This window comes from Streptomyces sp. NBC_01618, from assembly GCF_045209435.1.
Classification (GTDB): domain Bacteria; phylum Actinomycetota; class Actinomycetes; order Streptomycetales; family Streptomycetaceae; genus Streptomyces.
In genome coordinates, this window is the sequence record NZ_CP109297.1 from 7954563 (window position 1) to 7977244 (window position 22682).

Sequence of the window (22682 nt, forward strand, 5' to 3'; positions counted from 1 at the left end):
GTCGTGGCGACGTCGGTCGACTACGGCCGAGGCTGGGTGAACAAGCCTGGCTCGGTCTCGGCCAGGATCCCGCGGTCGGCCAGCCGCTTGAGCTTGAGGCGGACGTTGTTGATGTTGTTGGGTGCGACCGTAAGGTCCATCGCCTCGCACACCTGCCGCGCACGCAGCGGATGGTCGGCCGCGGTGAACACCGCCATGATCTGCTGGTAGGCCGGATGGTCCGGCAGTTTCGGTGCCGGCGGCGCGGGCGGTTGCGGGTCGGGCAGTTCCAGCAGTGTCTTGCGGGTGATCCGGACTTCTTCGGCGGCCCGGCCGAGTTCGTCGAGCTGTGTGGTCAGCTGCGTGATCTGTTCCCGCGTCGTCTCGGCCTGCGCGGCGATCTCGCGTTCCCGCTCCTCCAGGCGTGCCAGCACCGCGCCGAGGGTCAGATCCCCGCCGGTCATGCGGTGCGCCAGGCGGGCACGGTCGCCGCGGTCAGCCGACGCAGTATCACCGCGCTCATCGCCCAGTACACCCGCGACTCCGAACTGCGGGGCAGATGCTCGTAGTCGCGCACCAGCCTGCGGTGCAGCATCAAGATCCCATAGGCGCGTTCCACGACCCACCGCTTGGCCTGGGGAACGAACCCGGTCTGCGCGGGATTGCGCTCCACGACCTCCACCTCGATGCCCACCTTCTCCCCGTGCGCGACGACGGCGTTCTTGAAGCCCTGGTCGACCAGGGCCTTCTGCACGGTGTCGGTGTCGGCGGCGACCTTGTCCAGCAGCGCGATCCCGACGGCGTTCTCGTGCGCAGACGCGGCCGCCACGACCACCGCGATCACCAACCCCAGAACGTCAACGGCCAGGCCGCGCTTGCGGCCCGGTACTTTTTTTGCCGCATCGCACCCCGTCGACTCAGCGGGCACTCCGGCCGCCGCGTGCACGCTCTGGGTGTCGAGCACCACCAGGCTCGGGTCCGCCTTCCGACGCGCCATTTCCCGCACCTGCCAGCGCAACAGGTCGTGAATGGTCTGGTCGATGCCGTCGTCACGCCAGGTGTAGAAGTAGTACTTCACCGCACCGGGTGGCGGAAAGTCGTGTGGGAGCAGCTCCCACTGGCAACCGGTCCGGCCCTGGTAGAGCAGCGCGTTGACGATCTCCCGCATCGCGTACCGGCCCTGATGGCCGCTGACCGAGGGATGCGCGGCCTTCCACGCGGCGATCACAGGCTCGACCAGCGCCCACTGCTCGTCGCTCACGTCGGTCTTGTAGGGCTTGCGCTCGCTCATGCTGCCCAGCCCAGCATGCCCATGGCCGCCGACCGGCCGGGGTGCCGCACCGCCACACGTTCAGGTGACGACAAAACTCCTATGCACTCTCATACCGCCCACTGAAGACATGCCTGTTGTCTCGAAGCTGCCGTTGTGTCATGGCAGTTCGGAATCAAACGGGGAAGCTAGCATGCGTGGGGGATGGTTCCCAAGGTGTGATGGAGGCGAAATTGAGACGTTTGGGAGATTGGTAAGCCCTGTTCCGCTTGTGTTCCTGCTCTGCCTGGGCGCCAGCCTGGCGACCAAGGAGGAGCTCGCGGCCAACGGCGGCTACGTGCTCTTCCCGAGCAATCCGACCTTCGAGTCCTACAACGTGGTCCTCTCCGGCGGCGTGGTCACGCGGGCCGCGGTGGTCAGCGTCGTCATCACCCTGGTCGGCACGGCGCTCAGCCTGCTCTGCACGGTGGCCCTGGCGTACGGGCTGTCGCGGCCGGGCACGGTGGCGGGCAAGCCGCTGCTGATGATCGTCCTCGGGACCTTCCTCTTCACCCCCGGCATCATCCCCAACTACCTGGTCATCCAGGAGCTGGGCATGATCGACACATACGGGGCGCTGATCGCCCCGATCATGCTCAACGCCTTCAACATCGTGGTCGTACGGGCCTTCTTCCAGGGCATCCCGGACGAGCTCCACGAGGCGGCGCGCCTCGACGGCGCGGGCGATCTGCGCATCCTGCTGCGGATCGTGCTGCCGCTGTCGAAGGCCGTCATCGCGGTGGTCGGGATGTTCTACGCGGTCCAGTACTGGAACAACTTCTTCAACGCGATGCTGTACATCAACGACGGCTCGAAGCTGCCGCTGCAGGTCGTGCTCCGCTCGTACGTCCTGCAAGGCGACACCTTCAACGCCAAGGCGCTCGGCGTCGCCACGCTGCCGTCGTCCACCTCGATGTCCATGGCGGTGCTGATCCTCGCGATCATCCCGATCGTCGCCGTCTACCCCTTCCTCCAGAAGTACTTCGTCAAGGGCGTGCTCACGGGCGCCATCAAGGCTTACGAGTTGGTGCGTGATAGCGGGCGGGTCGTGTTTGGCTTGGTCGTGGCCGGTTGTCAGGCGTTGATGGTGCGGTCGGAGACGAGGCCGGCGATGGCGCGGTAGGTGTCGGGCAGGCGGTCGCGGCGGTGGGTCCAGCGGGTCAGTTTCCCACTGCTCAACTCTGCCGGGCAGTGCTCCCGGACGCGGTTTTCTGGGCGGCGTGATCGCTTGCCCGCGGTGGTCGCGGCTCAGGCCCAGGTAGCCGTCGTCCAAGAGGACCTCGACGTCGGGGAAGTGCTGGAAGCAGATGGCTATGCCTTCGTTGCGGGCGGCCGTGGCATCGTGCATACGACCAGGCCGCAGCGCATCGGTCCATAACGTGCGGCCACGCCAGTCGGCGATGACGGTGGCCTTCATCGTGTTCTGTTTCTTCTTACCGGAGACGAACGCGCGCCGCCCGCCACGTCCGGCCGGCGGACGACGGACCTGGATCTCGGTGGCGTCCAAGCGCAGCTCAATGCCCTCGGCCTGGGCGTAGGCGAACACGTCTGTCAGCGTCCGCAGCCGCAGACCGGGACGGTCGGGAACCGCGCACCCCCGCTCGGCCAGGAGCGTGCGTACTTCTGCGATCGCACGGGTGATGGTGGAGCGGTCGACGCCGAACAGCAGGCCCAGCACCGAGTGCGGCAGGTCGTGTCGCAGATGGATCAGCGTGGCCACCAGGCGGTCGACGAAAACCAGCTGGTGACGGGCGCCGGCACCCGCGGCCCGCTTCCTGGCCCCACCCCGCACGGCATGACGGCGGCCCTCCAGGCCGGCCTGCCACGACACAGCCAACTCCTTGATCAGACGCGCGAGATGACGCCGCGAGATCCCCGTAAACAACCGATGCGCCAGTACCGCCCGATTCACCATGATCGCCACACCCGGATCATGCCACCAACCTGGCACGACGCCTCACCCGCTATCACGCACCAACTCGTTAGTGCTGTCATCTGCCATGACACCGGATGCTGTCAGCTCTGCGGCAGACAGCGCGGCTTCTTTCCGAAAAACACCTACTGATGTAGGCACTGACAATGCCGTAACTGCCCTGGTAGCCGAGCGGGACGATCTCCTTCGCGAGCTTCTCGTTCCGGTCCCGTCCGACATTCTTGCCGGAACAGTCGATACGGTGAGGGCGACGGGCCCGGAGTCTAGTTTTCCGGCCCCAGCATGGATGCCTTCATCGCACCGGGGCCCACCGCGATCGACCCCGCGCAGTGGCCACCGACCGACGAGCAGATCCGCCAGTTCGCGAGCACCGGATTCCGCGCGGGCTACCAGGTCCCACAAGAACTCGTCGACGAACTGCGCGGCATGACCTACCGCGCGGTCACCGCAGCAATGCAGGCGTCCACCGCCTATTTGAACCAGCATGCGCTCCCGGATCGGCTGATGGCCCTCGGTAAGCCGCTGCAGGTGATCTTCGGCGACCAAGACCGCAGATGGCGACCCTCGTCCGCGGCCGACTACCGCGTCGTTCCGGGCGCGAAAATCGAGTTGCTGCCCGGTGCCGGACACACACCCATTCTGGAGGATCCGCCGCGGACCGCCGCACTTCTACTGTCCTTCGCCGAGATCCACGCCGCTCGAGCGCCCAAGGCCACTTGACGATTTGGCCCAACACGGCAGGTCTGCGAATGATGGCCGCGACCTGCGAGTCTCAGCTCGGTCGGGTGGAGCGGGAAGACGGAGAGGAGGTCGTCGTCGGCGCCGAGCGCGTGGGTCAGGGGCGTCACGGACGCCAGTGTGCCGTCGTCGACGGCGTCGGGACTGGTGAACAGCGGCTGGCGATGAGATCGCCCTTGAACGCCGGGAGGGCCCAGGCATCGGAGCCCTCCCGGCTTTGGCGGGCGGTCAGTTGCAGCAGTCGCAGCCGGGGCGGCAGCCGCACGCATCCACCTCGGGGCGGGGGGACGGGGCCGCTGCGGAGGGTGTCGCGCAGCAGCCCTCGCCCTGCCAGGCGTCGCGGCCTTCCCTGACGGCGATGGCGGCGATGACCAGGGCGGCGATCGGGTCGGCCCAGGACCAGCCCAAGGTGGCGTTGAGGACCAGGCCGGCCAGGAGGACGGCGGACAGGTACGTACACAGGAGGGTCTGCTTGGAGTCGGCGACCGCGCTGGCGGAGCCGAGTTCGCGCCCGGCCTTGCGCTGGGCCGCGGACAGGAACGGCATGATCGCCAGGGAGAGCGCGGCGATGACGATGCCGGGGACGGACCGCTCCGCCTCTCCGGTGCCCGTCAGCGCCCGCACGGCGTCGACGCTGACGTACGCCGCGAGCGCGAAGAAGGACACGGCGATGATCCGCAGGGTGGTCTTCTCCCGCGCCTCGTGCACCGCGTGCTCGCGGGCGGAGAACTGCCAGGCGACCGCCGCCGCCGAGGACACCTCGATGACCGAGTCCAGGCCGAAGCCGACCAGCGCCGTGGAGGAGGCGATCGTCCCGGCGGTGATCGCGACGATGGCCTCGATGACGTTGTAGGTGATGGTCGCGGCGACCAGGAGCCGTATCCGCCGGGTCAGCGCGTCGCGGCGGGTCGGGGAAGGCCCGAGGGGTATCGCGGTCATCAGCAGCACCCCTTGTCGTCGGCGTCGATGCAGGTGCGGTCGGCGGCGACGGCGACGACGGCGTTGCGCAGGTCGTCCAGCGCGTGACCAAGGCGGGGGTCGGCCAGCTCGTAGCGGGTGCGGCGTCCGTCGGGCACGGTGACGACCAGGCCGCAGTCACGCAGGCAGGCCAGGTGGTTCGACAGCCGGGTGCGGGAGATCCCCAGCGTGTCGGCGAGGTCGGAGGGGTAGGCCGGGGCCTCGCGCAGCGCGAGCAGCAGGCGGCAGCGGATCGGGTCGGCCAGCGCCCGGCCGAAGCGGGTCAGGGCGTCGAGGTCGGTGGCGAGGGTCAGCATGGACAAGACGATACACGGATGCTTGAATCCAAGAAATCCTGAACTGTTGGAGGCCTCCACCGTGCCCCGCCGCTCTCCCATGCCGCCGGCCCTGCTTGAGGTGTTCACCGCCGAGATGAACGCGGCCCGCGCCCCGGGGCCGACGGCGCAGCGGTGGCGTGCCGCTGAGCGGGCTCACATCCTGTCCCAGCCCTGGCCGTGGCCCCACACCCGCACCCATGGAGTGATGCTCCGCCTTGCCCTCCGCGACCGCGACGTGCGCGAGGTCCTCGGCCAGCTGGTGCGTCTAGCGGTGGCCGCTCCCGGTCGGCCGGGAGGTACCCGGACGGCAACACCGGCCGCACCCGGGCCGGGCTCACCACACCCATGCCGATCCCGGACGACCTCGCCGCCCTGCTTCGCGAGGCCGGCGTCGCGCTGCGGCCGTGAACCCGGCGGCGTTCAAAAAACCAAGGTTTTTTGAAGGCTCCCGCACTCAGACAGTGGCCAGCGCGGTGCCGCCATGGCCACCTGAGGATCACATACCGAGGGGCCAGGGTGCTTCTTCCTGGCCCCTCGGTATCCCTCATGCCTTGAGGAGCCGTGGCTTTGTTCGTGAGTTGTGAGAGCGCGTGCCGGTCGGCGGGCGTGCGATAGGTTGCCCGCCATGACTGAGCTTGGACCCGTCGCCTGGCCACCTGCCCCGATCAGGACCGAGCGGCTCGTGCTCCGCGAGCCCGAGGCCCGGGACCGTGCGGCGTTCATCGAGCTGTTCGCCTCGCCAGAGGTGGGTACCTACATCGGTGCCCCTCGACCGCGTGATGAGCTCGAGCGCACGGTGCCTGAGGTACCCGGGCGGCGCCCTGGCCTTTTCGTGATCGATCTCGACGGAGCGATGATCGGCATGATCACGCTCGATCGGCGCGACGCGGAGCGTCCGGGTCACGTCCGTCCGAATGGAGGGGAGGCCGAGCTCGGCTACATGTTCCTGCCGGAGGCGTGGGGACACGGGTACGCCGCCGAGGCGTGCGCAGCGGCACTCGACTGGTTCGCCGACGCGCTTCCCAGCGAGCCGGTGGTGCTCTGCACCCAGACCGCCAACGACCGCGCGATCCGCCTCGCGGCGAAGCTGGGGTTCACCGAGGTGGAGCAGTTCGAGGAGTACGGCGCCGAGCAGTGGTTCGGCGTGTGGTCCTCGGTCACGTCGTCCGGTTGAGCTCGTGCTCGACAGCGCGGATCCACGAGGCCACCGATCGGTCGTCGGCCTCGGCGCGCCGATTGACCTCGTGGAGCACGTCGGAGGGGAAGCGTACGGGGATGGGCGATGCCAGTCGCGCTGCGCGCGGTGCTGAGAAGATCCACGGCGACGGCGGACAACAATCGAGTATGCCAATCTCCGAATGTCTCCATTTGTCCCCGAACGCCCCCTACTGGCGCGTGGACTGGGTCGAGGAGCTCCACGACGACCCCGAGGTTGCGGGCTTGCTGGACCGTCCACTGCGCGGTCGGATGCGTGGTCACACCAGCGATGTGCAGGCGGCGCATGCCGTGCTCGAGGAAGACCAGCGCGTAGACCCGGCGAAGACCGACCAGGTCGATGTGCAGGAAGTAGCAGGCGATGACGCCGTCGGCCTGCACCGTCAGGAACTCTCGCCACGTCGGCCCACCCCTACGGGGAGCAGGGCCTACTCCGGCAACAGTCAAGATCTCCCAGACCGTGGAGGCTCCGACCCGATACCCGAGCCGCGCGAGCTCGCCTTGGATCCTGCGACACCCCCAACGCGAATTCTCTGCGGCCAGCCGCAGCACCAGCTCTTTGATCGCCTTCGTGGCCGGTGGCCGGCCGGGCCTGCTCCGGCGCTTGCTGTAGTCCCACCGGCGCGCCACGAGCCTTCGATGCCACGCCAGCACGATGCCCGGAGCCACCGGGAACACCTGCGCCCAACGACGCCGGGGTATCAGCGAGGACAACACCGCGAACCACAGCCGGTCCGCCGGCCCGTAGCCCACCGGACCTGCAAGTTGCCTGCGCAGCACCGCGTTCTCGTGCCGCAGGACAAGAAGTTCGGCGTCCTTGGCCACCTGCCGACGCAGCAGCAACACCGGGACCGACAACAGCTTCCTCGTCACCCGATAGACCAGCGAGACAATCACCCGCGGCATCGTCCCACGCGACCCTGAGCGCCACCAGACCCCCTACGACCTGCAGCGACGCATTTCTGAACGGCACAGGGTGGGATGCGAACGCGCTTGATGGGCCACTGCCTGCTGATGTCTTGCGGGCAACTGTGGGGGCAGCGGTGGTCGGGTGCTGCTCGTGCTGTGGCAATGTCCCGCAGGTACGCCGACGGCCCCTCCGGGCGGATTATCCGCCTGATCAAAGGGGCCGTTCGAACATCTGCGACCTGCCCCTACTGGAGCTGGTCGGCTCCCCGGCCGAACGGCTGCCCGTTCAGGCGCCGTCCCGTGCCGCCCGAGGACAGGGCGATGATCTCCGCTGCGACGGCGATCGCCGTCTCCTGCGGGGTACGTCCGCCCAGGTCGAGGCCGATGGGGGAGGACAGTCTGGTCAGTGCGGTTTCCGGGACCCCCGCCGCCCGCAGGCTGGCGAGCCGGTCCTCGTGCGTGCGGCGGCTGCCCATCGCGCCGATGTAGCCCGCCCGGGTCCGCAGAGCAGCCTCCAGCAGCGGGACGTCGAACTTCGGGTCGTGGGTGAGCACACACAGCACGGTGCGCTCGTCCACGGCGTCCGCCCTCTCGGCCAGATACACATGGGGCCAGGCCACGACGACATCGTCGGCATCCGGGAAGCGTCCGCGGGTGGCGAAGACGGGCCGGGCGTCGACCAGCGTCACGTGATAGCCGAGGAAGCGGCCCGTACGGATGACCGCGGCGGCGAAGTCGTTGGCGCCGAACACCAGCATCCGCGGCCGGGGCGCGAACGACTCGACGAAGACGGTGAGTTCGTCGCCGCGCTGCTCGCCGTGCCCGCCCGGACACAGCTGGAACGTACCGGTCTCGCCCCGGGCGAGCAGCCCGTGGGCCCGGTCCGCGATGCGACGGCCCAGTTCCGTACCGCCCAGCGTGCCGTGCACCTCGCCGGGCCCGACGACGAGGGTGGAACCCACCGCCGCTCCGGGCCACCTCGCCGCCGACGCCGTGACCGTCGCCGTCGCCACCGGACGGCCGTGGCGCACGGCCTCCGCCACCAGGGACACCTGGGAGAGGTCGACCGCCCGTACGAACACCTCGACCGTGCCGCCGCAGGTCATCCCGACGGCGAAGGCGTCGTCCTCCCCGACGCCGTAGACCGCGCTCGCGGGGACCCCGGTCTCCAGTACCTCCAGGGCGAGTTCGTACACCGCGCCCTCGACGCAGCCGCCGGACACGCTCCCCGCTACCTCACCGTGCTCGGATACGGCCATGGCGGCGCCCGGCTGCCGGGGAGAGGAACTCCAGGTCCGTACGACGCTCGCCTGCGCGAACCGTGTGCCGGCCGCACGCCACCCGTCGAGGGTCTCCAGGAGGTCGCGCACGGTCAGCTCGCCGCGCCGACGGCGCGAGCGGCGTTCGTGGCAGGGCGCGGCACCCGGTCGCTCAGCAGGCTCCCCGCGTCCGGGACGACCGTGTCCAGGCCGAGTTCCGAAAGGATGCGGTACGTCGTGGCGGTGGCCGCCGACAGCACCGGCAGCCCCGCTTCGTCCTCGACGGGCTGGATCGCGGCGAGCGACGGCATCTGGACACAGGCGGAGAGCACCAGCGCGTCCGCCCGGCTCAGGTCCAGCTTCCGCCAGTGCTCGCGCAGACCGGCCGGGTCGAGGCGGGCGACCGCCAGATTGTCCGGGACCTCCAGGCTCAGCGCGTCGACGACCTCCACGCCCGCGTCCTCGATGTAGTCCACGACCAGCTGGGTCAGCGGCTTCATGTACGGGGTGATGACGGCGATCCTGCCGGCACCGAGCGCCGCGATGCCGTCCAGCAGCGCCCCCGCGCTGGAGATCACCGGGGCCTGCGCGCCCTCTCCGCGCAGCGCGGACGTGATCTCGGCCTCCGCCGTGCAGTGGTGGCCGGGGCCCTGCGCCATGATCGCCACCAGACAGGCGGAGGCGACGACATCGGGGCGTGCGTCGGCGAGTTCGAGCGCCGCGCGCTGCGTCTGCGCGTTCATGCCACGCAGCTGCTCGGGGGTGACGTGCTGCATCCTCATCCGGCTGCTGTGGAAGACGAATCGGTCCTCGGGCCGTTCCCCCTCGCGCGCCCGCAGCATGCGGGGCAGCTCGGTCTCCATGGTCAGGTTGGAGCTGGGGACGATCATGCCGATGTGGTGGTCCGTCACGGGTTCTCCTCGGAAAGGCGGTATCGGAGCACCCGTGTCGTACGGGTGCGGTCAGTACTCCCTGGCCAGGGCCTCCCAGTGGTCGGCCAGGGATGTCAGGTGGTGCATGAACTCGGTCTGCTGCGCCGGGTCGTACGGCGAAAGGAGCCGTTGGTCGAGCAGACGCGCACGCTTGTTCGCGTCGTGGAGGGTCTTCGCGCCCTCCTCGGTCAGGTACAGCAGCTTGCGGCGGCCGTCGTCGGCAGCGGTGCGGCGCACGATCAGGCCGCGGCCCTCCAGGCGCCGAGCCACATCGGCCATCGTGGAGGTGTCCAGGGCCACGGCCGATGCCATCGACCGCTGGTCGTGGCCCGGCGCCGCGTCCACGGCAGTCAGTACGGCGAACTGTGGTCCGGTGAGCGTCGGGTCGACCGCACGCACCCACACTGCGAGATACGCCTGGTAGAGGCGGCGTACCTGGTAGCCGGGCGCGGCCGTCAGGGCCGCGGGAATCACGGGCGAGGACTCTGAGGCGGATTCGTCAACCATGGGCTAACTCAATCACGGCGTGTCCAGGGAGCCCGCCCGGCCCGGAGTGTGATCACGCAGGCATCCGCCGCAACGTTTCGCGCAGCGCGCCGAGCGCGGCAGGCGGGTTGTCCCAGAAGAGCATGTGGCCCGCGTCCGGGATCCGGGTCAGGCCGGCCGAGGGCTGCAGCGCGGCGGCTTCCGCGGCCCCGGCTGCCGCGACCACCGGGCTGTCCGCGCCGTACAGCAGTGCCGTCGGGCCGGGCACCGAAGGCCACCAGTCGAAGAAGTCCTCCGTCTCGAAGCCCCGGTGCGTGGCTGCGATCGCCTCCCGCTCGCAGCTGGACAGCCAGCGGGCCCGCAACTCCTGTTCCCGGCGTGGCCAGCGGGGCCAGGCCCGGGCCACCTCCTCTGCGTCCGTGCCGCGCTCGGCCTCGGCCAGCTGACCGAGGAAGGCGTCGAGGCTCGTCGGGTACGGGCCCCGGTCTGGACCGCTCATCGGTGGATCCCCCAGCACCGTGCCGGCGAGCGGGACTTTGCCGCGCGCCGCCACAACTGCCGCGATCCGCGCACCCATCGAGTGTCCGAACAGCAGCGGACGCTCCAGGCGGAGACCGGACACGACTGCCTCGGTGTCCTCGGCGTACTCCTCCAAGGTGTACGTCCCACCGCCGTCGGACAGTCCACGGCCGCGGATGTCGACCACCAACGGGCGCACCAGGTCGGTGAGTTCACGGGCGACGAAGTCCATCGTGACGGCAGGGCTGCTGATGCCCGGCAGGATCACCAGCGGGGTACCGTCGCCGCCGTAGTCGAGAATGTGCAGCCGGGCGGACCCGGAGCGTACCCACCGGCTGGTGGCGGGGATGTCGGCGAGATCGGCGAGAGCGGACTGAAGTACGGACCGCTGCGGGTGCGGCACGGGAACCTCCTGAAGTGGTACGGGGCGGGCAGGGCGGGATGTCAGAGGGCCGCAACGGGCTGGACGGCGGGCAGTTGGCCCAGGTATGCGGCGGCCTCCGCGAGGTCGACGACGTCCCCGTACTTGGCCTGGATATCGAAGAGATTCGCCTCGTGCGGGCCCGGGGCGCGGTCGCCGACGCATTCGCGCGGCACCAGAACCGAGAAGCCCGACTGCACGGCGTCGACAGCGGTGGCACGCACGCAGCCACTGGTCGTCGCGCCGCACACCAGCACGGTGTCGCAGCCCAGACCGGTCAGGGCGGCGGCGAGCGAGGTGCCGAAGAACGCGGACGCACCCTTCTTCATCACCAGCAGATCCTCCGGGCGCCGCGGCAGCCGCGGGTCGATGTCGACGGCCTCGCTGCCCTCCAGCAGCGTCCGCATGCCCTGCGCCTTCTGGAGCCAGGTGACGGAATCGCCGGCCGCCTCGGCAGGGGAGTACGCGATGGCGGTGAAGATGACCGGCACCTCGGCCAGGCGGCCCGCCTCGATCAACTCGGTTGTCGCGCCGACTACTTCGGTCAGATCGGCGCCGGACGGGAAGGCGTCCTCGGTGAAGCCGCGGGTGAGGTCGACGACGACGATCGCGGGCCTGCTGCCGCGGCGTACCGGCGCGCCGAAACCGGCTCGGGCGTAGGTGCTGTCGGTGGACTGTCCGTACCGGCTCGTGTCCGTGCTCATGCCTGCTTCGCCGCCTTCAGCTGTCGGCTCATGGTGGTCAGCCGGCCCAGCAGCCAGCCCTCGAACAGCCCGAAGGCCAAGGCGGCTGCCACCGGTCCGTACGTGCGCAGGGCTGGTCCCGCCAACATCGCCAGCCCGTCGAGTTCCGCCGGCGGGGCGAGCGGGGCCGGGGCGGACGAGCCGCGACCCGCCTGCTTCGGGGCGTTCGCGTCCGAGGACACCGCCGCAGGGACCCCCTGGCTGCGGTCCTGGTCCAGCAGGCTGCCGAGGTTCCTCGCGAACTGCTGGAGGATCCGGTCCGACACCGTGCCGATGGCGCCCTTGCCGAACTGGGCGATCTTCCCCCGGATGACGAGGTCCGTGGACAGCCGCAACAGGGCACCCTCCGGCGCCTCCTGCACCACCATCGTGACCGCGGCCTCCGCATCGCCGCTGCCGTGCGTGTCGGCGCCCCGCGCCTGGACCCGCAGCAGCCGCTGCCCGGCATCGACCTCCAGGAACCGGACCGTCCCCGCGTACGCGGCGGTGATCGGGCCGACCTTGACCTTCACCTTGCCGTGCCAGGAGTCTCCGTCCTGTCCGTCGAGGGAGGCGCCCGGCATACAGGAGGCGACCCTTTCGACGTCGTTCATCAGGGCGAATACCTCGTCTGGCGAGGCTTTGACCGGAACGGTGTTGGTGAGCTGCATCAGTTCTCCTTCTCGCAGCGCCGGGCGGTGGCGCAGCCGTCGATCGCTTCGACGATGGTCTGGTAGCCAGTGCACCGGCACAGGTTGGCGGCGACGACCTCGCGGATCTCTTCCTTGGTCGCTTCGGGCCGCTCGGCGAGGAATCCCTCGGCGAGCATCAGGAATCCGGGGGTGCAGAAGCCGCACTGCAGCGCGTGATGCTTGCTGAACGCCCGCTGCAGATCGTTCAGTTCGCGCCCGTCCACACCGCTCGACAGGGACTCGACGGTGCGGATCTCGGCGCCCTCCGCCTGCGCGGCGAACATCAGACACGCGCGTACGGGCCGGTCGTCGACCAGCACGGTGCAGGCGCCGCAGATGCCGTGTTCGCAGCCGACGTGCGCGCCGGTCAGCCGCAGGTCGTGGCGGAGTACATCGACGAGCGTGCGGCGCGCCTCGGTGATGACCTCGTGCCGCTCGCCGTTGACGTCGAGGGTCAGCAGGTGCAGATCTCGCTGATCGGTACTGGTCATGAGGCGTGCTCCAGATTCCGCCGCAGTGCGCTGTGCACTGTCTGGGGTGTGATCGGGGTGTGGTCGAGTTCGATGCCGGTCGCACGCAGGCCGTCGTTGACGGCGTTCAGCACGGCGGCGGGTGCGCCGATCGTGCCGCCCTCGCCGGCGCCCTTGGCCCCGGTCTCCGTGAACGCGCAGGGCGTCACCAGGTGGTGGATCGTCACGTCCGGGATCTCCTGGGCGGTGGGCACCTTGTAGTCCATGAAGCTGGTGGCGGACGGCTCGCCCTGCCCGTCGTACGTCACCTGCTCGAACAGCGCGCCCGCGATGCCCTGGGCGATGCCGCCCCGGCACTGGCCCTCCACGACCTGCGGGTTGATCGCCACGCCGACGTCCTCGACGCAGACGTACCGCAGGATCTCCACCTGGCCGGTGCCTTCGTGGAGCTCCACGACGACGCCGTGCGTGGCATTGGAGAACGTGCCGTCGTTGAAGACGTCGAAGGTGGCGGTGGCCGTCAGGCCCGGCTCCACGTCCTTGGGCAGCAAATGCGCCTTGAGATACGCGATGTCGGCCAGCTGCTCGTAACCGATCACGGTGGAGGGGTCGTCCCGGCGGCGTACCTGTGCGCGGTCGAGTTCGGTCTCCTCCGGGGTGATGTCCCAGTGGGCCGCCGCGATACGTCGCAGCTTGTCGCCGAGCTTGGCCGCGGCCAGCCGTACCGCGCTGCCGCCCACCGTGATGGACCGGCTGGCGAAGGTGCCCCAGCCGTAGGTGATGCGTTCGGTGTCGCCCTGATGGATGCGGACCTTGCCGAGATCCAGACCGAGTTCGTCGGCGACGATCTGCGCCATCGTCGTCTCATGGCTCTGTCCGTGGCTCATCGTGCCGGTGGTGACGGTCACCGCGCCGCTGGTGTCCATGCGGACCTCGGAGATGTCGAAGCCAGGAACGACCTCCATCTTGCGCTGCGCGAAGGCGGTGGAACCGTAACCGGTGCGTTCGCTGAAGCACGAGTAGCCGATGCCGATGTGGCGCCCCTCGGCGGCCGCCGAGGCCTGCCGCTCGTACCAGCCCTCCTCCCTGAGCGACCGCTCGCACAGGTTCAGTGCCTCCAGGTAGGAGCCCGGGTCGTACGTGATGCCGTTCACGCCCGTGTACGGGAAGTCGGTGATGACGTTGCGGCGGCGGATCTCGACGGGGTCGAGGCCCAGTTCGCGGGCGGCACGCTCGAAGAGCCGCTCCACGACCATCACGTACTGCGGCCGGCTGACACCCCGGTACGGCGCGGTGGGCGCCTTGTTGGTGGTGACCGCCCGCCCGCGCACCCGGTAGGCCGGCACCTTGTAGACGCCGGGCATCTCCGCGGACGCCATCAGCGGCTCGATGCCGGCGGTGAACGGGTAGCAGGAGTACGCGCCCATGTCGCACACCACATCGGCGTCCAGGCCGAGGATCGTGCCGTCCGCGTCGAACGCGGCGCGCACCTCGTAGTGCTGTTCGCGGGCGAGGAACGACGCGGACAGCGCGTCCTTGCGGTCCTCGATCCACTTCACCGGCCTGCCCAGCCGCAGCGCCGCAGCCGCTGCGGCGATCTCCTCGCGCCCGACCGCGCACTTGAGGCCGAAGCCGCCGCCCATGTCCGGCACGATCACGCGCACCTTGCGCTCGTCGAGTCCCAGAGAGCGGGAGGCCACCGTGCGTACCTGGTGCGGGACCTGCGTGCAGGTCTGCAGGACGAGCTGCTCCTCGCGGTCGTCCCAGTGGGCCACGACGCCGCGTGTCTCCAGCGGCAGCGCGTTCTGCCGGCCGGTCCTGGTCGATACCTGCACGACGCAGGGGGCGTCGTCGAAGATGCCGTCGATGCCGTCCGTGGCGAACAGCGACACATCCACGAGTGTGTTGTGCACGGCCTCGTCGTGGACCAACGCCGCACCGGGCGCCAGGGCCTGTTCCTCCGAGGTAATGGGCGCCAGCGTCTCGTAACCGACCTTGGCCGCCTCAAGCCCGTCCTCGGCAGCGTACGCGTCGCGGGCCACGACGACGGCCAGGGGCTCACCCACGTAACGAACCCGGTCACGGGCGAGGACGGGCATCGCGGTGGGGACGAACTCGTGCAGCGGGCGACCGAGCAGGGCGGTGATGTCGCCGAGCAGCAGATCCTCCGCGGTGTATGCGGCGACCACACCCGGCACCTCCCGCACCGCGGACAGGTCGATCGAGGTGATCAGGCCGTGTGCGACGGTGCTCCGCACGAACTGCGCGTGCAGCATGCCGGGCAGCTGGATGTCGTCGACGAACCGGCCGCGCCCGGACAGCAGCCGGGGATCCTCGCGGCGGGCGACCGACCTGCCGATCAGTCGACGGTCGTTCTTCTCCGGGACGTCCTTCATCGGGACACAGCCTCCTCGCAGGCGCGCTGGACCAGCGTGCGGATGAGCTGTTTGCGGTACTGCGTGCTGCCGTTCGCGTCGCCCGGCGGCTCGACGGCGGCCGCTGCCGCCGCCGCGCACTCGGCGAAGGTCCCGCCGTCGGCCAGGACCGCCTCCGCCTCCGGCACCCGTACCGGCAGCGGCGCCACGCCACCGAGTGCGACCCGGCCGCCGCGCACAGCGGGTCCTTCCAGATCGAGGTCGATCGCGGCAGCCACGATCGCGAAGTCCCCGCGCCGTTCGGCGAATTCGGTGAGCGCGGCATGGGGTGCGGGACGCGGGAAGACGATCTCGACGAGGAGTTCGTCGGGGTCGAGCGCGTTCGTGTAGTAGCCGAGGAAGAACTCCCCGGCCGGGATCCGGCGCTGCCCGCGCGGCCCCTGGGCGACCAACTCGGCGCCCAGTACCACGGCGAGCAGACACCACTCGGCGGTGGAGTCGGCGTGCGCGATGCTGCCGCCGACCGTGCCGCGGGTACGGATCGGCAGATGGCCGATCCACCCCATGGCCTCCCTGATGACCTCGAAGCCCGCCCCCAGCGTGTCCACCGGGGCCGTCTCCACGGCGTAGTGCGTGGTGAGCGCCCCGATGCGCAGTGCGCCGTCAACATCCCTGCGCAGCCCGGTCAGTTCCCGCAGGCCGCCGATATCGACGAGATGCGAGGGCCTGGCCAGCCGGAAGTTCATCATCGCGACCAGGCTCTGGCCGCCGGCGATGACCTTGGCGTCGTCACCGAGCTCGGCCAGTAGCCGCGTCGCGCCTTCGGTGTCGCGGGCCCGGTGGTAACGGAAGGGGGCGGGCTTCATGTCTCTCCTGTTCGTACGAAGGGCGCCGTGCGCGTGTCCCGGACTGCCGCTGTCAGACGGCCGCGTTCTCGGGTACGGACACGGTCAGCGGTGCGGGCTCTACGGCCTCCTCGTCCGCGTCGTCCAGGGCCCGGCCCTTCGTCTCGGGGGCCGCGAACGCCATCCATATGACGGCGACCAGCACAGCCAGTCCCAGCACCCCGAAGGTCAGGGGCAGCCCGAGCGCCGGCCACATCACCGAGCCGAACAGCAGAGGGGCGAATCCGGTGGCGGCCCGGCTGACCGAGGAGGCCCAGCCGAAGCCGCTGGCCCGCAGATGCGTCGGGTACAGCTCGGAGACGTAGGCGTACAGGGCGGGGATGGTCAGCTGCATCAGGAAGCCGAAGGCTGCGATGGCCACGACGGATCCGGTCGGCATGTCCATCACCAGCGCGAACACCACCAAGGCGAGCGTGGCGACCGGCGCCGAGATGCCGATGAGCCACTTGCGGCCGATCAGGTCCACCAGCGCGGTGGAGACGAGTACGCCGACGATACCGACGCCGCTCATCACGGTGGTGCTCATGAACGCGGCCGTGTCTCCCAGGCCCTCCTCGCGGAGGATCGAAGGCATCCAGCTCAGCGCCGCGTAGTACACGAGCATCACGGTGACGAACAGCAGCCAGGCCGCCGAGGTGATGCGCGGGCTGAACTTCCAGATCCTGGCGAGCTGTTCGACCGCCGCCCGCGGTCCCTTCGCACCCGCGTCCTCGACCGGTGCGGGAATGACGTACGGCTCCACGGGGGCGCCGGTGCGGGCCACCAGGTCGTCGATGACGGCGCGCGCCTCGGCCTCCCGGCCCTTCTTCGAGAGATAGATCGGCGACTCGGGAACGCCGCGCCGTACGAAGAACAGCAGCAGCGCGGGGAGGCTCATCGTGGCGAGCATCCAGCGCCAGTTGTTGTCGAGCGTCAGCATGGCCGTCGACACCAGGCCGCACAGCGTCACACCGATCGGCCACCACACATCGAGCGCGGTGAGGATACGTCCGCGGTACTTCTTGGGCGAGAACTCGCCCACCAGGGCGTAGTCCACCGGGATACAGCCGCCGAGCCCGACGCCGGCCAGGAACCGAAGGCCGAGGAAGACCATGTAGTTCGGGGAGAACGCCCCCAGTACCGAGAACAGTGCGAAGATCAGCAGCGTGACGCTGAAGGCCTTCTTACGGCCTATACGGTCCGCGACCGCGCCCCAGGCCACGGCACCGACGGCCATGCCGACAAGATTCGCCGTGGCGACGAGGCCGCGCTGAGCCAGTGAGAGGTCGAAATGCTCGCCCAGCAGCGGCATCAGGAAGCCGTTGAGCGCGATGTCGTACGCGTCGAACAGGTAGCCGAGGCCCCCGATGATGAAGATCCTGCCTTGGACTCCCCATCGCCAGGGGAGATTCTGGACGATCTGATCGCCTGTTTTCACGTTCGCTCCATGGTGGGTGTTCAAAGGGGGACGTCCCGCACCATTACGGACACCGGGCCGGGCCCGGCGGGGCTTCGAGTGCTCGTGTGTTCGCACTGCTTGTGTGGAGAGCGGGGTCAGCGGGCGAACTGGTAGGAGAACGCCCCCAGATCGGGGTCGTTGAGCGGGGTGCCGCTCCACAGCCAGTCGTAGGACAGGTCGGACTCCCCGTCGAAGTTCCCGAGCTTCGCGTCCCTGGCCTGCTGTTCGGGACCGTCGGGGAGGTGGTAGAAGGTCTTGTTCCGCAGGGAGGCGTCCTGCACCATCCCGGCATGCTTGGCGCGCCGGTCGACGTAGCGGCGCAGCGCATCGTCGATCCCGGAGCGGGTGACGGCACCCAGTTCCTCGGCCAGGACCGCCGCATCCTCCATCGCCTGGGAGGCGCCCTGCGCCTGGTAGGGGAGCATGGCATGACAGGCGTCGCCGAGCAGTGCCACTCGGCCGTCCATCCACACCGGGTCACGGCGGCGGTGGTAGAGGGCAAAGCAGGTGACGTCCTCCTTTGCCTTGGACAGCATGGCCGGGACCCGGTCGTCCCAGCCGGGGAACGCGTCCACCAAATCCTGGGCGGTGGCGGACACGGTCCACTTCTCGGCGACCTCGTCCGTGCACGGCACACACGCGACGATGTTCAGATACTCGCCGCCGCGGATCATGTAGTGGACGAGATGCCGGTCGGGGCCGTACCAGATGGTGCTCTGGTAGCGGTCCACCAGCCAGCGCGTGGACGGGTCGGCGGCGATCAGGTCACCGGGGATCAGTGCCCGGAACGCCATCTCGCCGGAGAACTGCAGGGTGTCGGGGACGTCCATCAGCTCGCGTACCCGCGAGCGGACGCCGTCGGCGCCGATCAGGACGTCGGAGGCGTACCTCCGGCCGTCCTGGGTGACAGCCACGGGACGCGCGGGGTCCGTGCGGTCGACCTCGACGACCCGGCTCGCGGTGTGGATCTCCACGACCGGGCCCGGGCCCGCGGGGTCCAGGCAGGCGTCCATGAGCACACGGTGCAGATCGGCCCGGTGGTAGTGCCAGTAGGGGGCGTTGAACCGGTCCTTGCAGAACTGGCCGAGCGAGGTGAGACCGACGATGCTGCCGTCCTTCCAGCGCCGCCTGACCTGGTCGAGCGGCTCGGTGCGGATGGCCTCCAGCTGCCGGCGCAGGCCGAGTCCGAACAGGATCCGGCTGGCGTTCGGTGCGGTCTGGATGCCTGCGCCGACCTCGCCCAGCCGGGCCGCCTGCTCGAGCACAGTGACCCGCAGGCCGCGGTGGCGCAGGGCCAGCGCGGCGGTCAGGCCCCCGAGACCGCCTCCGGCGATGATGACTTCGTACGACTGGCTGGACGCCACTGACTTCCTCCCAGACATTGAACGGGTGACGGCCGGTGACCGCCGCTTACTGGTCGCCTTACTCGTCGCCGGCGAGCTTGCCGTTCACGACGGTGTCCGTACCGTCGACCGAGACGGAGCAGCCGCGCATCGCGATGTCGAGGTGCGCGTACGACTCGCGCCCCAGAATCGGGTGCGGCCCGGTGGACCACAGGAAGTTGCCCGCGAAGGCCCGGGCGTCCATGCCCATCAGCTCGTCCTTGCCGTACATCGCGGTGGCGAACCAGTCGGCCGTGCGCATCAGGCCCCATCCCATGTGGGAGAGGCTGCGCGCCCACTCGTCCTGGGCGTCGTCGAAGAAGGTGTTGAGCAGCTCGGCCTCGGCACCGCCTGTGACCTTCTCGATGTGGCCGCCGACGATCTCCAGGGTGACGGGGGTGCGGACGTACTCCTTGAACGGCAGGAGGATGTCGCCCTCCGCGAGCACGATCCGCCCGTCGGAGATTTCCGGCCAGCACAGCACCATCGTGCTGGGCCAGTGGTCCCAGCGGCCCGGGTCGTCGGCGAAGCCGCACTGGAACTCGGGGTGGGCACCGCTGAGCTGGACGGTGAGATCGGTGCCGGCCTTGGACGTGACACGCATGACGGACGACTGCTTCAGCAGGTCGACCCCCCGCAGCACCTCCGCCTTGTCCTCCTCCTTGGGGAGGTTACGGATCAGGACGTCGGGCGCGTCGCAGATGAAGAGGATGCGGGTGCCGGCCTTGAGGATCTCCTGCTGTACCGGGGCGTGGATGAAGCCTTCGCGGGTCAGGTCGACGACAAGATCCGCGGACTTGAGCAGCTCCTGGGCCGTCGTGTCGTTGAGTACTGACGTCAGGCCGGGACCGGCACCAGTGTGGGTGCTCGGCATGGGCGCGGGGGTGCCGCCGGGCACCGTGGCCGCGATGACATGGGCGCCGCACGCCTTGGCCGCTCCGAACGCGGCCGCGACGTAGTCACCGCGGCTGCCCGGCTCGGAAAGGACGACGACATGCTCGTCGGAATTGAGTTTGCAGAGCTGAAGTTCACGGGTGAACGCGTCGAGCAGATCGACGGACGAGAAATCGAACACGAGGGAACCCTCCGAGTCGTGAGGATGTGTCTGGCAGTGGGGAACGTCGGCCGCTCCAGCGCGGCGGGTACGCGCGGAGCGGCTCGCGTCTGACGTGCAGCGCGGGACCTCCCTGGCCCAACGGAAACGCGCTGAACTGCCGTGATGCACTGGAGTGCGTCACCCGACAGAGATAATCCGAACACGTACTATCTCTGCTGGCAAGGGGTGTGCACGGAGTTACTGATTTCGGCGTTTCGGGGTCTGGATTTGTGTCGGGAGGGGTGACGGGGTCCGTCCGGGCTGGTACGCCGGAGGTATGCGGTATCCGGACGGGGGCGGGCTGACCGCCGAGCAGCGCAGGCGCCGGGAAGAGGTACGGATGCGGGCCGTTGACCTCTTCGATGAGGGCGTGGAAGTCCCGTGCATCGCCCGGGAGTTACGGGTGAGTGAGAAGTCGGTCTACCAGTGGCGCCGCACCTGGAGGACGGGCGGACGCGAGGCGCTGCGTTCCAGAGGCCCCTGCGGCTACGACTGTCGGCTCGGCCCACACCTGCAGACCAAGCTCGCGATGTGGCTTGATGAGGGGCCGGCCGCGCACGGCTGGGCGGACGACCAGGTGTGGACCGCCGCGCGGGTACGCACGCTGATCGGGCGGAAGTTCCACCTCTCCTACAGCGTCTCCGGGGTCACTCGGCTGCTGCACCGCATGGGCTACAGCGTGCAGATGCCCGCCCGGCCCGCCGCCGAACGCGACGAGGACGCGATCACCGCATGGCGGGAGGCGACCTGGCAGGAGGTAAACCCTCCGGGCGGCGACCGGCGCGTTCATCTGCTTCGAGGACGAAGCGGGCGTGACCGGTCGGCCGCCCAAGGGCCGCACCTGGGGCCGGCGCGGCATCACCCCGAGGGTCAAGGTGCCCGGCCGTAGCCGGGGACGTCTCTCGGTGGCCGGTCTGCTGTGCTACCGGCCGGGCCTGCCCGCCCGTCTGTGCTACCGGCTGCGTCGGCATACCGGCCGCAAGGGCGAGCGTCGCTCGCTGGGCGAGGCGGACTACATACGCCTGTTGGATGGCGCCCACCAACTGCTCAAGGCCCCGCTGATCGTGGTGTGGGACCGGCTGAACACCCACATCTCCAAGACGATGAAGGCACTCGTTGCCGAGCGGGACTGGCTGACGGTGGTCCTGCTGCCCGGGTATGCGCCCGACCTCAACCCGGTCGAGGGCCTGTGGGCGCACATCAAGCGGAGCCTGGCCAACCTGGCCGCCCGCACCCTCAGCGAGCTGGAGACTCTGCTCCGCAGGCGGCTCAAAGCGCTGCAGTACCGGCACGGCATCCTCGGCGGATTCCTCGCCGGGACGGGCCTCGCTCTCGACAGACCGGACAGACCCTAATACGCCGAAGTCAGTATGAAGCCGTCGAGGGTGTCGGGCCGGTACTGCAGGCGTTTGAGCCGGTTGCGGACGAGCGTTTCCAGGTGGTCGAGGGCGACGACGGCGAGGTTGGCCAGGCTGCGTTTGACGTGTGCCCACACACTCTCGACGGGATTGAGGTCGGGCGAGTAGGCAGGCAGCAGGAACACCGTCAGCCATTCACGCTCGGCGATCAACTTGCGCATGGCGTGGGAGACGTGCGTGTTGAGCCGGTCCCACACCAGTACGATCGGCGCCTTGACGAGCTGGTGGACGCCGTCGATCAGAGCGATGAAGTCGCGCTCGCCCATGCTGCGGCGCTTACCTTTGCCCGCTCGGTGGGTGCGCAGGCGGTGGCACAGCCGGGTGCGGGAGCCGGGCCGCATCGCGATCAGTCCGGCCACCGACAGGCGCCCCGAGCGTCGCCCGCTGACTGTCACGACCGGGGTGCGGCCGCGCCGGCCCCAGGTGCGTCCGTTGGGCGGCCGACGGGTGAAGCCCGCTTCGTCCTCGAAGCAGATGTAGCCTCCGCAGGCCGCCCGGGCTCTTTTACCTCGGCCCAGGTCGCCTCCTTCCACGCGGTGACGGCCGTCTCGTCGCGTTCGGCCACCCGCCGCGCGGGCACCTGCGGGCTGAAGCCGAACCGGTGCATCAACCGGGTGGCCCCGGAGACGCTGTAGGAGACGTGGAATTTCCTGCCGATCAGCGTGGCCACCCTCGCCGCGGTCCACACCTGGTCCTCCACCCAGCCGTGCGCGGCCGGACCCTGCTCCAGATAGGCGGCCAGCTTCTCCAGACAGCGCAGGGACAGACGGCACCGCGATCCACTCGCACCGCGTGAGGCCAGGGCCTGCGCACCGCCGTCGCGCCACAGCTGGTGCCACTGGTAGGCCGACTTCCGGCTCACCCGCAGGCGCCGTGCTAACTCCGACGGCTTGATCTTCTGCTCGAACAGCTCGGCCGCCTGCATCCGCACCGACTCCCGGCGCTGCCGTCCCGCAGCGGTCAGCCCGCCCCCATCCGCATACCTCACACACCATGGCTACAGCCACCACCCCAGGCCCTGCAGGGACTTCGCGAAGATTCACCCTGACGAGCCGAAGTCAGTAACGTGCCCACCAGCAACAGCACCACCATGCGCACGCTGATCTGGTCGTTGTTCACGAAGCCCCGCCTCTCCCCAGGGAGCTGACGAAGAATAACTCATAGGTTTCTGGGGTCTGTTGGCCCGTAG

23 protein-coding genes and 4 pseudogenes are annotated in these 22682 nt (G+C 69.5%); 7 read left to right on the plus strand and 20 right to left on the minus strand.

Features of this window, described 5'->3' with window-relative positions; translation table 11 throughout:
* Positions 1-20: 20 nt before the first annotated feature.
* Together OH735_RS37180 and OH735_RS37185 are read right to left on the minus strand one after the other, a co-directional pair.
* On the minus strand, positions 21-443 hold the full coding sequence (locus OH735_RS37180; RefSeq protein WP_406386176.1) for a hypothetical protein: 423 nt from the start codon (positions 441-443) through the stop codon (positions 21-23).
* On the minus strand, positions 440-1270 hold the full coding sequence (locus OH735_RS37185) for an IS5 family transposase (protein ID WP_406386177.1): 831 nt from the start codon (positions 1268-1270) through the stop codon (positions 440-442). Before OH735_RS37185 ends, OH735_RS37180 begins: the two co-directional genes overlap by 4 nt.
* 250 nt (positions 1271-1520) lie before the next feature.
* Between OH735_RS37185 and OH735_RS37190 the strand changes: the two genes are divergently transcribed.
* On the plus strand, positions 1521-2411 hold the full coding sequence (locus tag OH735_RS37190; protein WP_406386179.1) for a carbohydrate ABC transporter permease: 891 nt from the start codon (positions 1521-1523) through the stop codon (positions 2409-2411).
* On the opposite strand, the pseudogene OH735_RS37195 reads toward OH735_RS37190, so the two are convergent.
* Positions 2363-3101: pseudogene (locus OH735_RS37195) on the minus strand (transposase family protein). The gene OH735_RS37190 and the pseudogene OH735_RS37195 overlap by 49 nt on opposite strands.
* On the opposite strand from OH735_RS37195, the gene OH735_RS37200 reads away from it, so the two are divergent.
* Positions 2991-3353 (plus strand): hypothetical protein, encoded by a 363-nt coding sequence (locus tag OH735_RS37200; RefSeq protein ID WP_406386989.1) that lies wholly within the window; start codon positions 2991-2993, stop codon positions 3351-3353. The pseudogene OH735_RS37195 and the gene OH735_RS37200 overlap by 111 nt on opposite strands.
* 138 nt (positions 3354-3491) lie before the next feature.
* Positions 3492-3941: pseudogene (locus tag OH735_RS37205) on the plus strand (alpha/beta fold hydrolase); the annotation flags it as partial.
* Between the two features lie 246 nt (positions 3942-4187).
* On the opposite strand, the gene OH735_RS37210 reads toward OH735_RS37205, so the two are convergent.
* A complete protein-coding gene (locus OH735_RS37210) occupies positions 4188-4898 on the minus strand; it encodes a cation transporter (protein ID WP_406386180.1) in 711 nt (236 codons plus the stop codon).
* The gene (locus OH735_RS37215; RefSeq protein ID WP_406386181.1) at positions 4898-5233 is read right to left on the minus strand and encodes an ArsR/SmtB family transcription factor; all 336 of its coding nucleotides are present in this window, start codon (positions 5231-5233) and stop codon (positions 4898-4900) included. Before OH735_RS37215 ends, OH735_RS37210 begins: the two co-directional genes overlap by 1 nt.
* Before the next feature lie 79 nt (positions 5234-5312).
* On the opposite strand from OH735_RS37215, the pseudogene OH735_RS37220 reads away from it, so the two are divergent.
* Positions 5313-5662 (plus strand): annotated as a pseudogene (locus tag OH735_RS37220) (DUF3703 domain-containing protein).
* Between the two features lie 217 nt (positions 5663-5879).
* Positions 5880-6428: a GNAT family N-acetyltransferase gene (locus OH735_RS37225; protein WP_406386182.1), complete on the plus strand. Its 549-nt coding sequence runs from the start codon at positions 5880-5882 to the stop codon at positions 6426-6428.
* A 248-nt stretch (positions 6429-6676) separates the two neighbouring features.
* On the opposite strand, the pseudogene OH735_RS37230 reads toward OH735_RS37225, so the two are convergent.
* The 13 genes and pseudogenes from OH735_RS37230 to OH735_RS37290 all read right to left on the minus strand — a co-directional run.
* Positions 6677-7366: pseudogene (locus OH735_RS37230) on the minus strand (helix-turn-helix domain-containing protein); the annotation flags it as partial.
* A gap of 257 nt (positions 7367-7623) precedes the next feature.
* Positions 7624-8748, minus strand: coding sequence for an XdhC family protein (locus OH735_RS37235; protein ID WP_406386184.1), 1125 nt, complete (start codon positions 8746-8748; stop codon positions 7624-7626).
* 2 nt (positions 8749-8750) lie between these two features.
* Entirely contained in the window at positions 8751-9548 is a 798-nt protein-coding gene (locus tag OH735_RS37240; RefSeq protein ID WP_406386186.1) for an aspartate/glutamate racemase family protein, read from the minus strand.
* 51 nt (positions 9549-9599) lie between these two features.
* Positions 9600-10076, minus strand: coding sequence for a MarR family winged helix-turn-helix transcriptional regulator (locus OH735_RS37245; RefSeq protein ID WP_406386187.1), 477 nt, complete (start codon positions 10074-10076; stop codon positions 9600-9602).
* Positions 10077-10128: 52 nt separating this feature from the next.
* The gene (locus OH735_RS37250; RefSeq protein ID WP_406386189.1) at positions 10129-10977 is read right to left on the minus strand and encodes an alpha/beta fold hydrolase; all 849 of its coding nucleotides are present in this window, start codon (positions 10975-10977) and stop codon (positions 10129-10131) included.
* A 41-nt stretch (positions 10978-11018) separates the two neighbouring features.
* Positions 11019-11699, minus strand: coding sequence for an isochorismatase family protein (locus OH735_RS37255; RefSeq protein WP_406386190.1), 681 nt, complete (start codon positions 11697-11699; stop codon positions 11019-11021).
* On the minus strand, positions 11696-12388 hold the full coding sequence (locus tag OH735_RS37260) for an SRPBCC family protein (protein ID WP_406386191.1): 693 nt from the start codon (positions 12386-12388) through the stop codon (positions 11696-11698). Before OH735_RS37260 ends, OH735_RS37255 begins: the two co-directional genes overlap by 4 nt.
* Positions 12388-12900 carry a (2Fe-2S)-binding protein gene (locus OH735_RS37265; RefSeq protein WP_406386192.1) on the minus strand — a complete coding sequence of 171 codons (513 nt, stop codon included), beginning with the start codon at positions 12898-12900 and terminating at the stop codon, positions 12388-12390. The genes OH735_RS37260 and OH735_RS37265 overlap by 1 nt, the downstream gene beginning before the upstream one ends.
* Positions 12897-15275: a xanthine dehydrogenase family protein molybdopterin-binding subunit gene (locus OH735_RS37270; RefSeq protein WP_406386194.1), complete on the minus strand. Its 2379-nt coding sequence runs from the start codon at positions 15273-15275 to the stop codon at positions 12897-12899. The genes OH735_RS37265 and OH735_RS37270 overlap by 4 nt, the downstream gene beginning before the upstream one ends.
* Positions 15272-16120, minus strand: coding sequence for an FAD binding domain-containing protein (locus OH735_RS37275; protein WP_406386195.1), 849 nt, complete (start codon positions 16118-16120; stop codon positions 15272-15274). The genes OH735_RS37270 and OH735_RS37275 overlap by 4 nt, the downstream gene beginning before the upstream one ends.
* A 52-nt stretch (positions 16121-16172) precedes the next feature.
* Positions 16173-17576 (minus strand): MFS transporter, encoded by a 1404-nt coding sequence (locus tag OH735_RS37280; RefSeq protein WP_406386197.1) that lies wholly within the window; start codon positions 17574-17576, stop codon positions 16173-16175.
* A gap of 116 nt (positions 17577-17692) precedes the next feature.
* Positions 17693-18961 (minus strand): FAD-dependent monooxygenase, encoded by a 1269-nt coding sequence (locus OH735_RS37285; RefSeq protein ID WP_406386198.1) that lies wholly within the window; start codon positions 18959-18961, stop codon positions 17693-17695.
* Between the two features lie 58 nt (positions 18962-19019).
* Entirely contained in the window at positions 19020-20054 is a 1035-nt protein-coding gene (locus tag OH735_RS37290; protein WP_406386199.1) for a hypothetical protein, read from the minus strand.
* A 298-nt stretch (positions 20055-20352) separates the two neighbouring features.
* Here OH735_RS37290 and OH735_RS37295 point away from each other — a divergent pair, with 298 nt between their 5' ends.
* Both OH735_RS37295 and OH735_RS37300 read left to right on the plus strand, forming a co-directional pair.
* Positions 20353-20964: a winged helix-turn-helix domain-containing protein gene (locus tag OH735_RS37295; protein ID WP_406385022.1), complete on the plus strand. Its 612-nt coding sequence runs from the start codon at positions 20353-20355 to the stop codon at positions 20962-20964.
* Positions 20888-21430 carry a transposase gene (locus OH735_RS37300; protein WP_406381518.1) on the plus strand — a complete coding sequence of 181 codons (543 nt, stop codon included), beginning with the start codon at positions 20888-20890 and terminating at the stop codon, positions 21428-21430. Before OH735_RS37295 ends, OH735_RS37300 begins: the two co-directional genes overlap by 77 nt.
* Here the strand turns inward: OH735_RS37300 and OH735_RS37305 are convergent.
* Both OH735_RS37305 and OH735_RS37310 read right to left on the minus strand, forming a co-directional pair.
* Positions 21427-21969, minus strand: a complete 543-nt coding sequence (locus OH735_RS37305) for a transposase (RefSeq protein ID WP_406386910.1) — start codon at positions 21967-21969, stop codon at positions 21427-21429. The two genes, OH735_RS37300 and OH735_RS37305, sit on opposite strands and share 4 nt — an antisense overlap.
* A complete protein-coding gene (locus OH735_RS37310; RefSeq protein WP_406386912.1) occupies positions 21885-22424 on the minus strand; it encodes a winged helix-turn-helix domain-containing protein in 540 nt (179 codons plus the stop codon). The genes OH735_RS37305 and OH735_RS37310 overlap by 85 nt, the downstream gene beginning before the upstream one ends.
* Positions 22425-22682: the final 258 nt, after the last annotated feature.

What these genes read in the sequence shown, in the direction of transcription:
- OH735_RS37180 (WP_406386176.1), bottom strand. Translation starts at nt 443, where the DNA reads ATGACCGGCGGGGATCTGACCCTCGGCGCGGTGCTGGCACGCCTGGAG.
- OH735_RS37185 (WP_406386177.1), bottom strand. Translation starts at nt 1,270, where the DNA reads ATGAGCGAGCGCAAGCCCTACAAGACCGACGTGAGCGACGAGCAGTGG.
- OH735_RS37200 (WP_406386989.1), top strand. Translation starts at nt 2,991, where the DNA reads ATGGATCAGCGTGGCCACCAGGCGGTCGACGAAAACCAGCTGGTGACG.
- OH735_RS37210 (WP_406386180.1), bottom strand. Translation starts at nt 4,898, where the DNA reads ATGACCGCGATACCCCTCGGGCCTTCCCCGACCCGCCGCGACGCGCTG.
- OH735_RS37215 (WP_406386181.1), bottom strand. Translation starts at nt 5,233, where the DNA reads ATGCTGACCCTCGCCACCGACCTCGACGCCCTGACCCGCTTCGGCCGG.
- OH735_RS37225 (WP_406386182.1), top strand. Translation starts at nt 5,880, where the DNA reads ATGACTGAGCTTGGACCCGTCGCCTGGCCACCTGCCCCGATCAGGACC.
- OH735_RS37245 (WP_406386187.1), bottom strand. Translation starts at nt 10,076, where the DNA reads ATGGTTGACGAATCCGCCTCAGAGTCCTCGCCCGTGATTCCCGCGGCC.
- OH735_RS37255 (WP_406386190.1), bottom strand. Translation starts at nt 11,699, where the DNA reads ATGAGCACGGACACGAGCCGGTACGGACAGTCCACCGACAGCACCTAC.
- OH735_RS37260 (WP_406386191.1), bottom strand. Translation starts at nt 12,388, where the DNA reads ATGCAGCTCACCAACACCGTTCCGGTCAAAGCCTCGCCAGACGAGGTA.
- OH735_RS37265 (WP_406386192.1), bottom strand. Translation starts at nt 12,900, where the DNA reads ATGACCAGTACCGATCAGCGAGATCTGCACCTGCTGACCCTCGACGTC.
- OH735_RS37270 (WP_406386194.1), bottom strand. Translation starts at nt 15,275, where the DNA reads ATGAAGGACGTCCCGGAGAAGAACGACCGTCGACTGATCGGCAGGTCG.
- OH735_RS37275 (WP_406386195.1), bottom strand. Translation starts at nt 16,120, where the DNA reads ATGAAGCCCGCCCCCTTCCGTTACCACCGGGCCCGCGACACCGAAGGC.
- OH735_RS37295 (WP_406385022.1), top strand. Translation starts at nt 20,353, where the DNA reads ATGCGGTATCCGGACGGGGGCGGGCTGACCGCCGAGCAGCGCAGGCGC.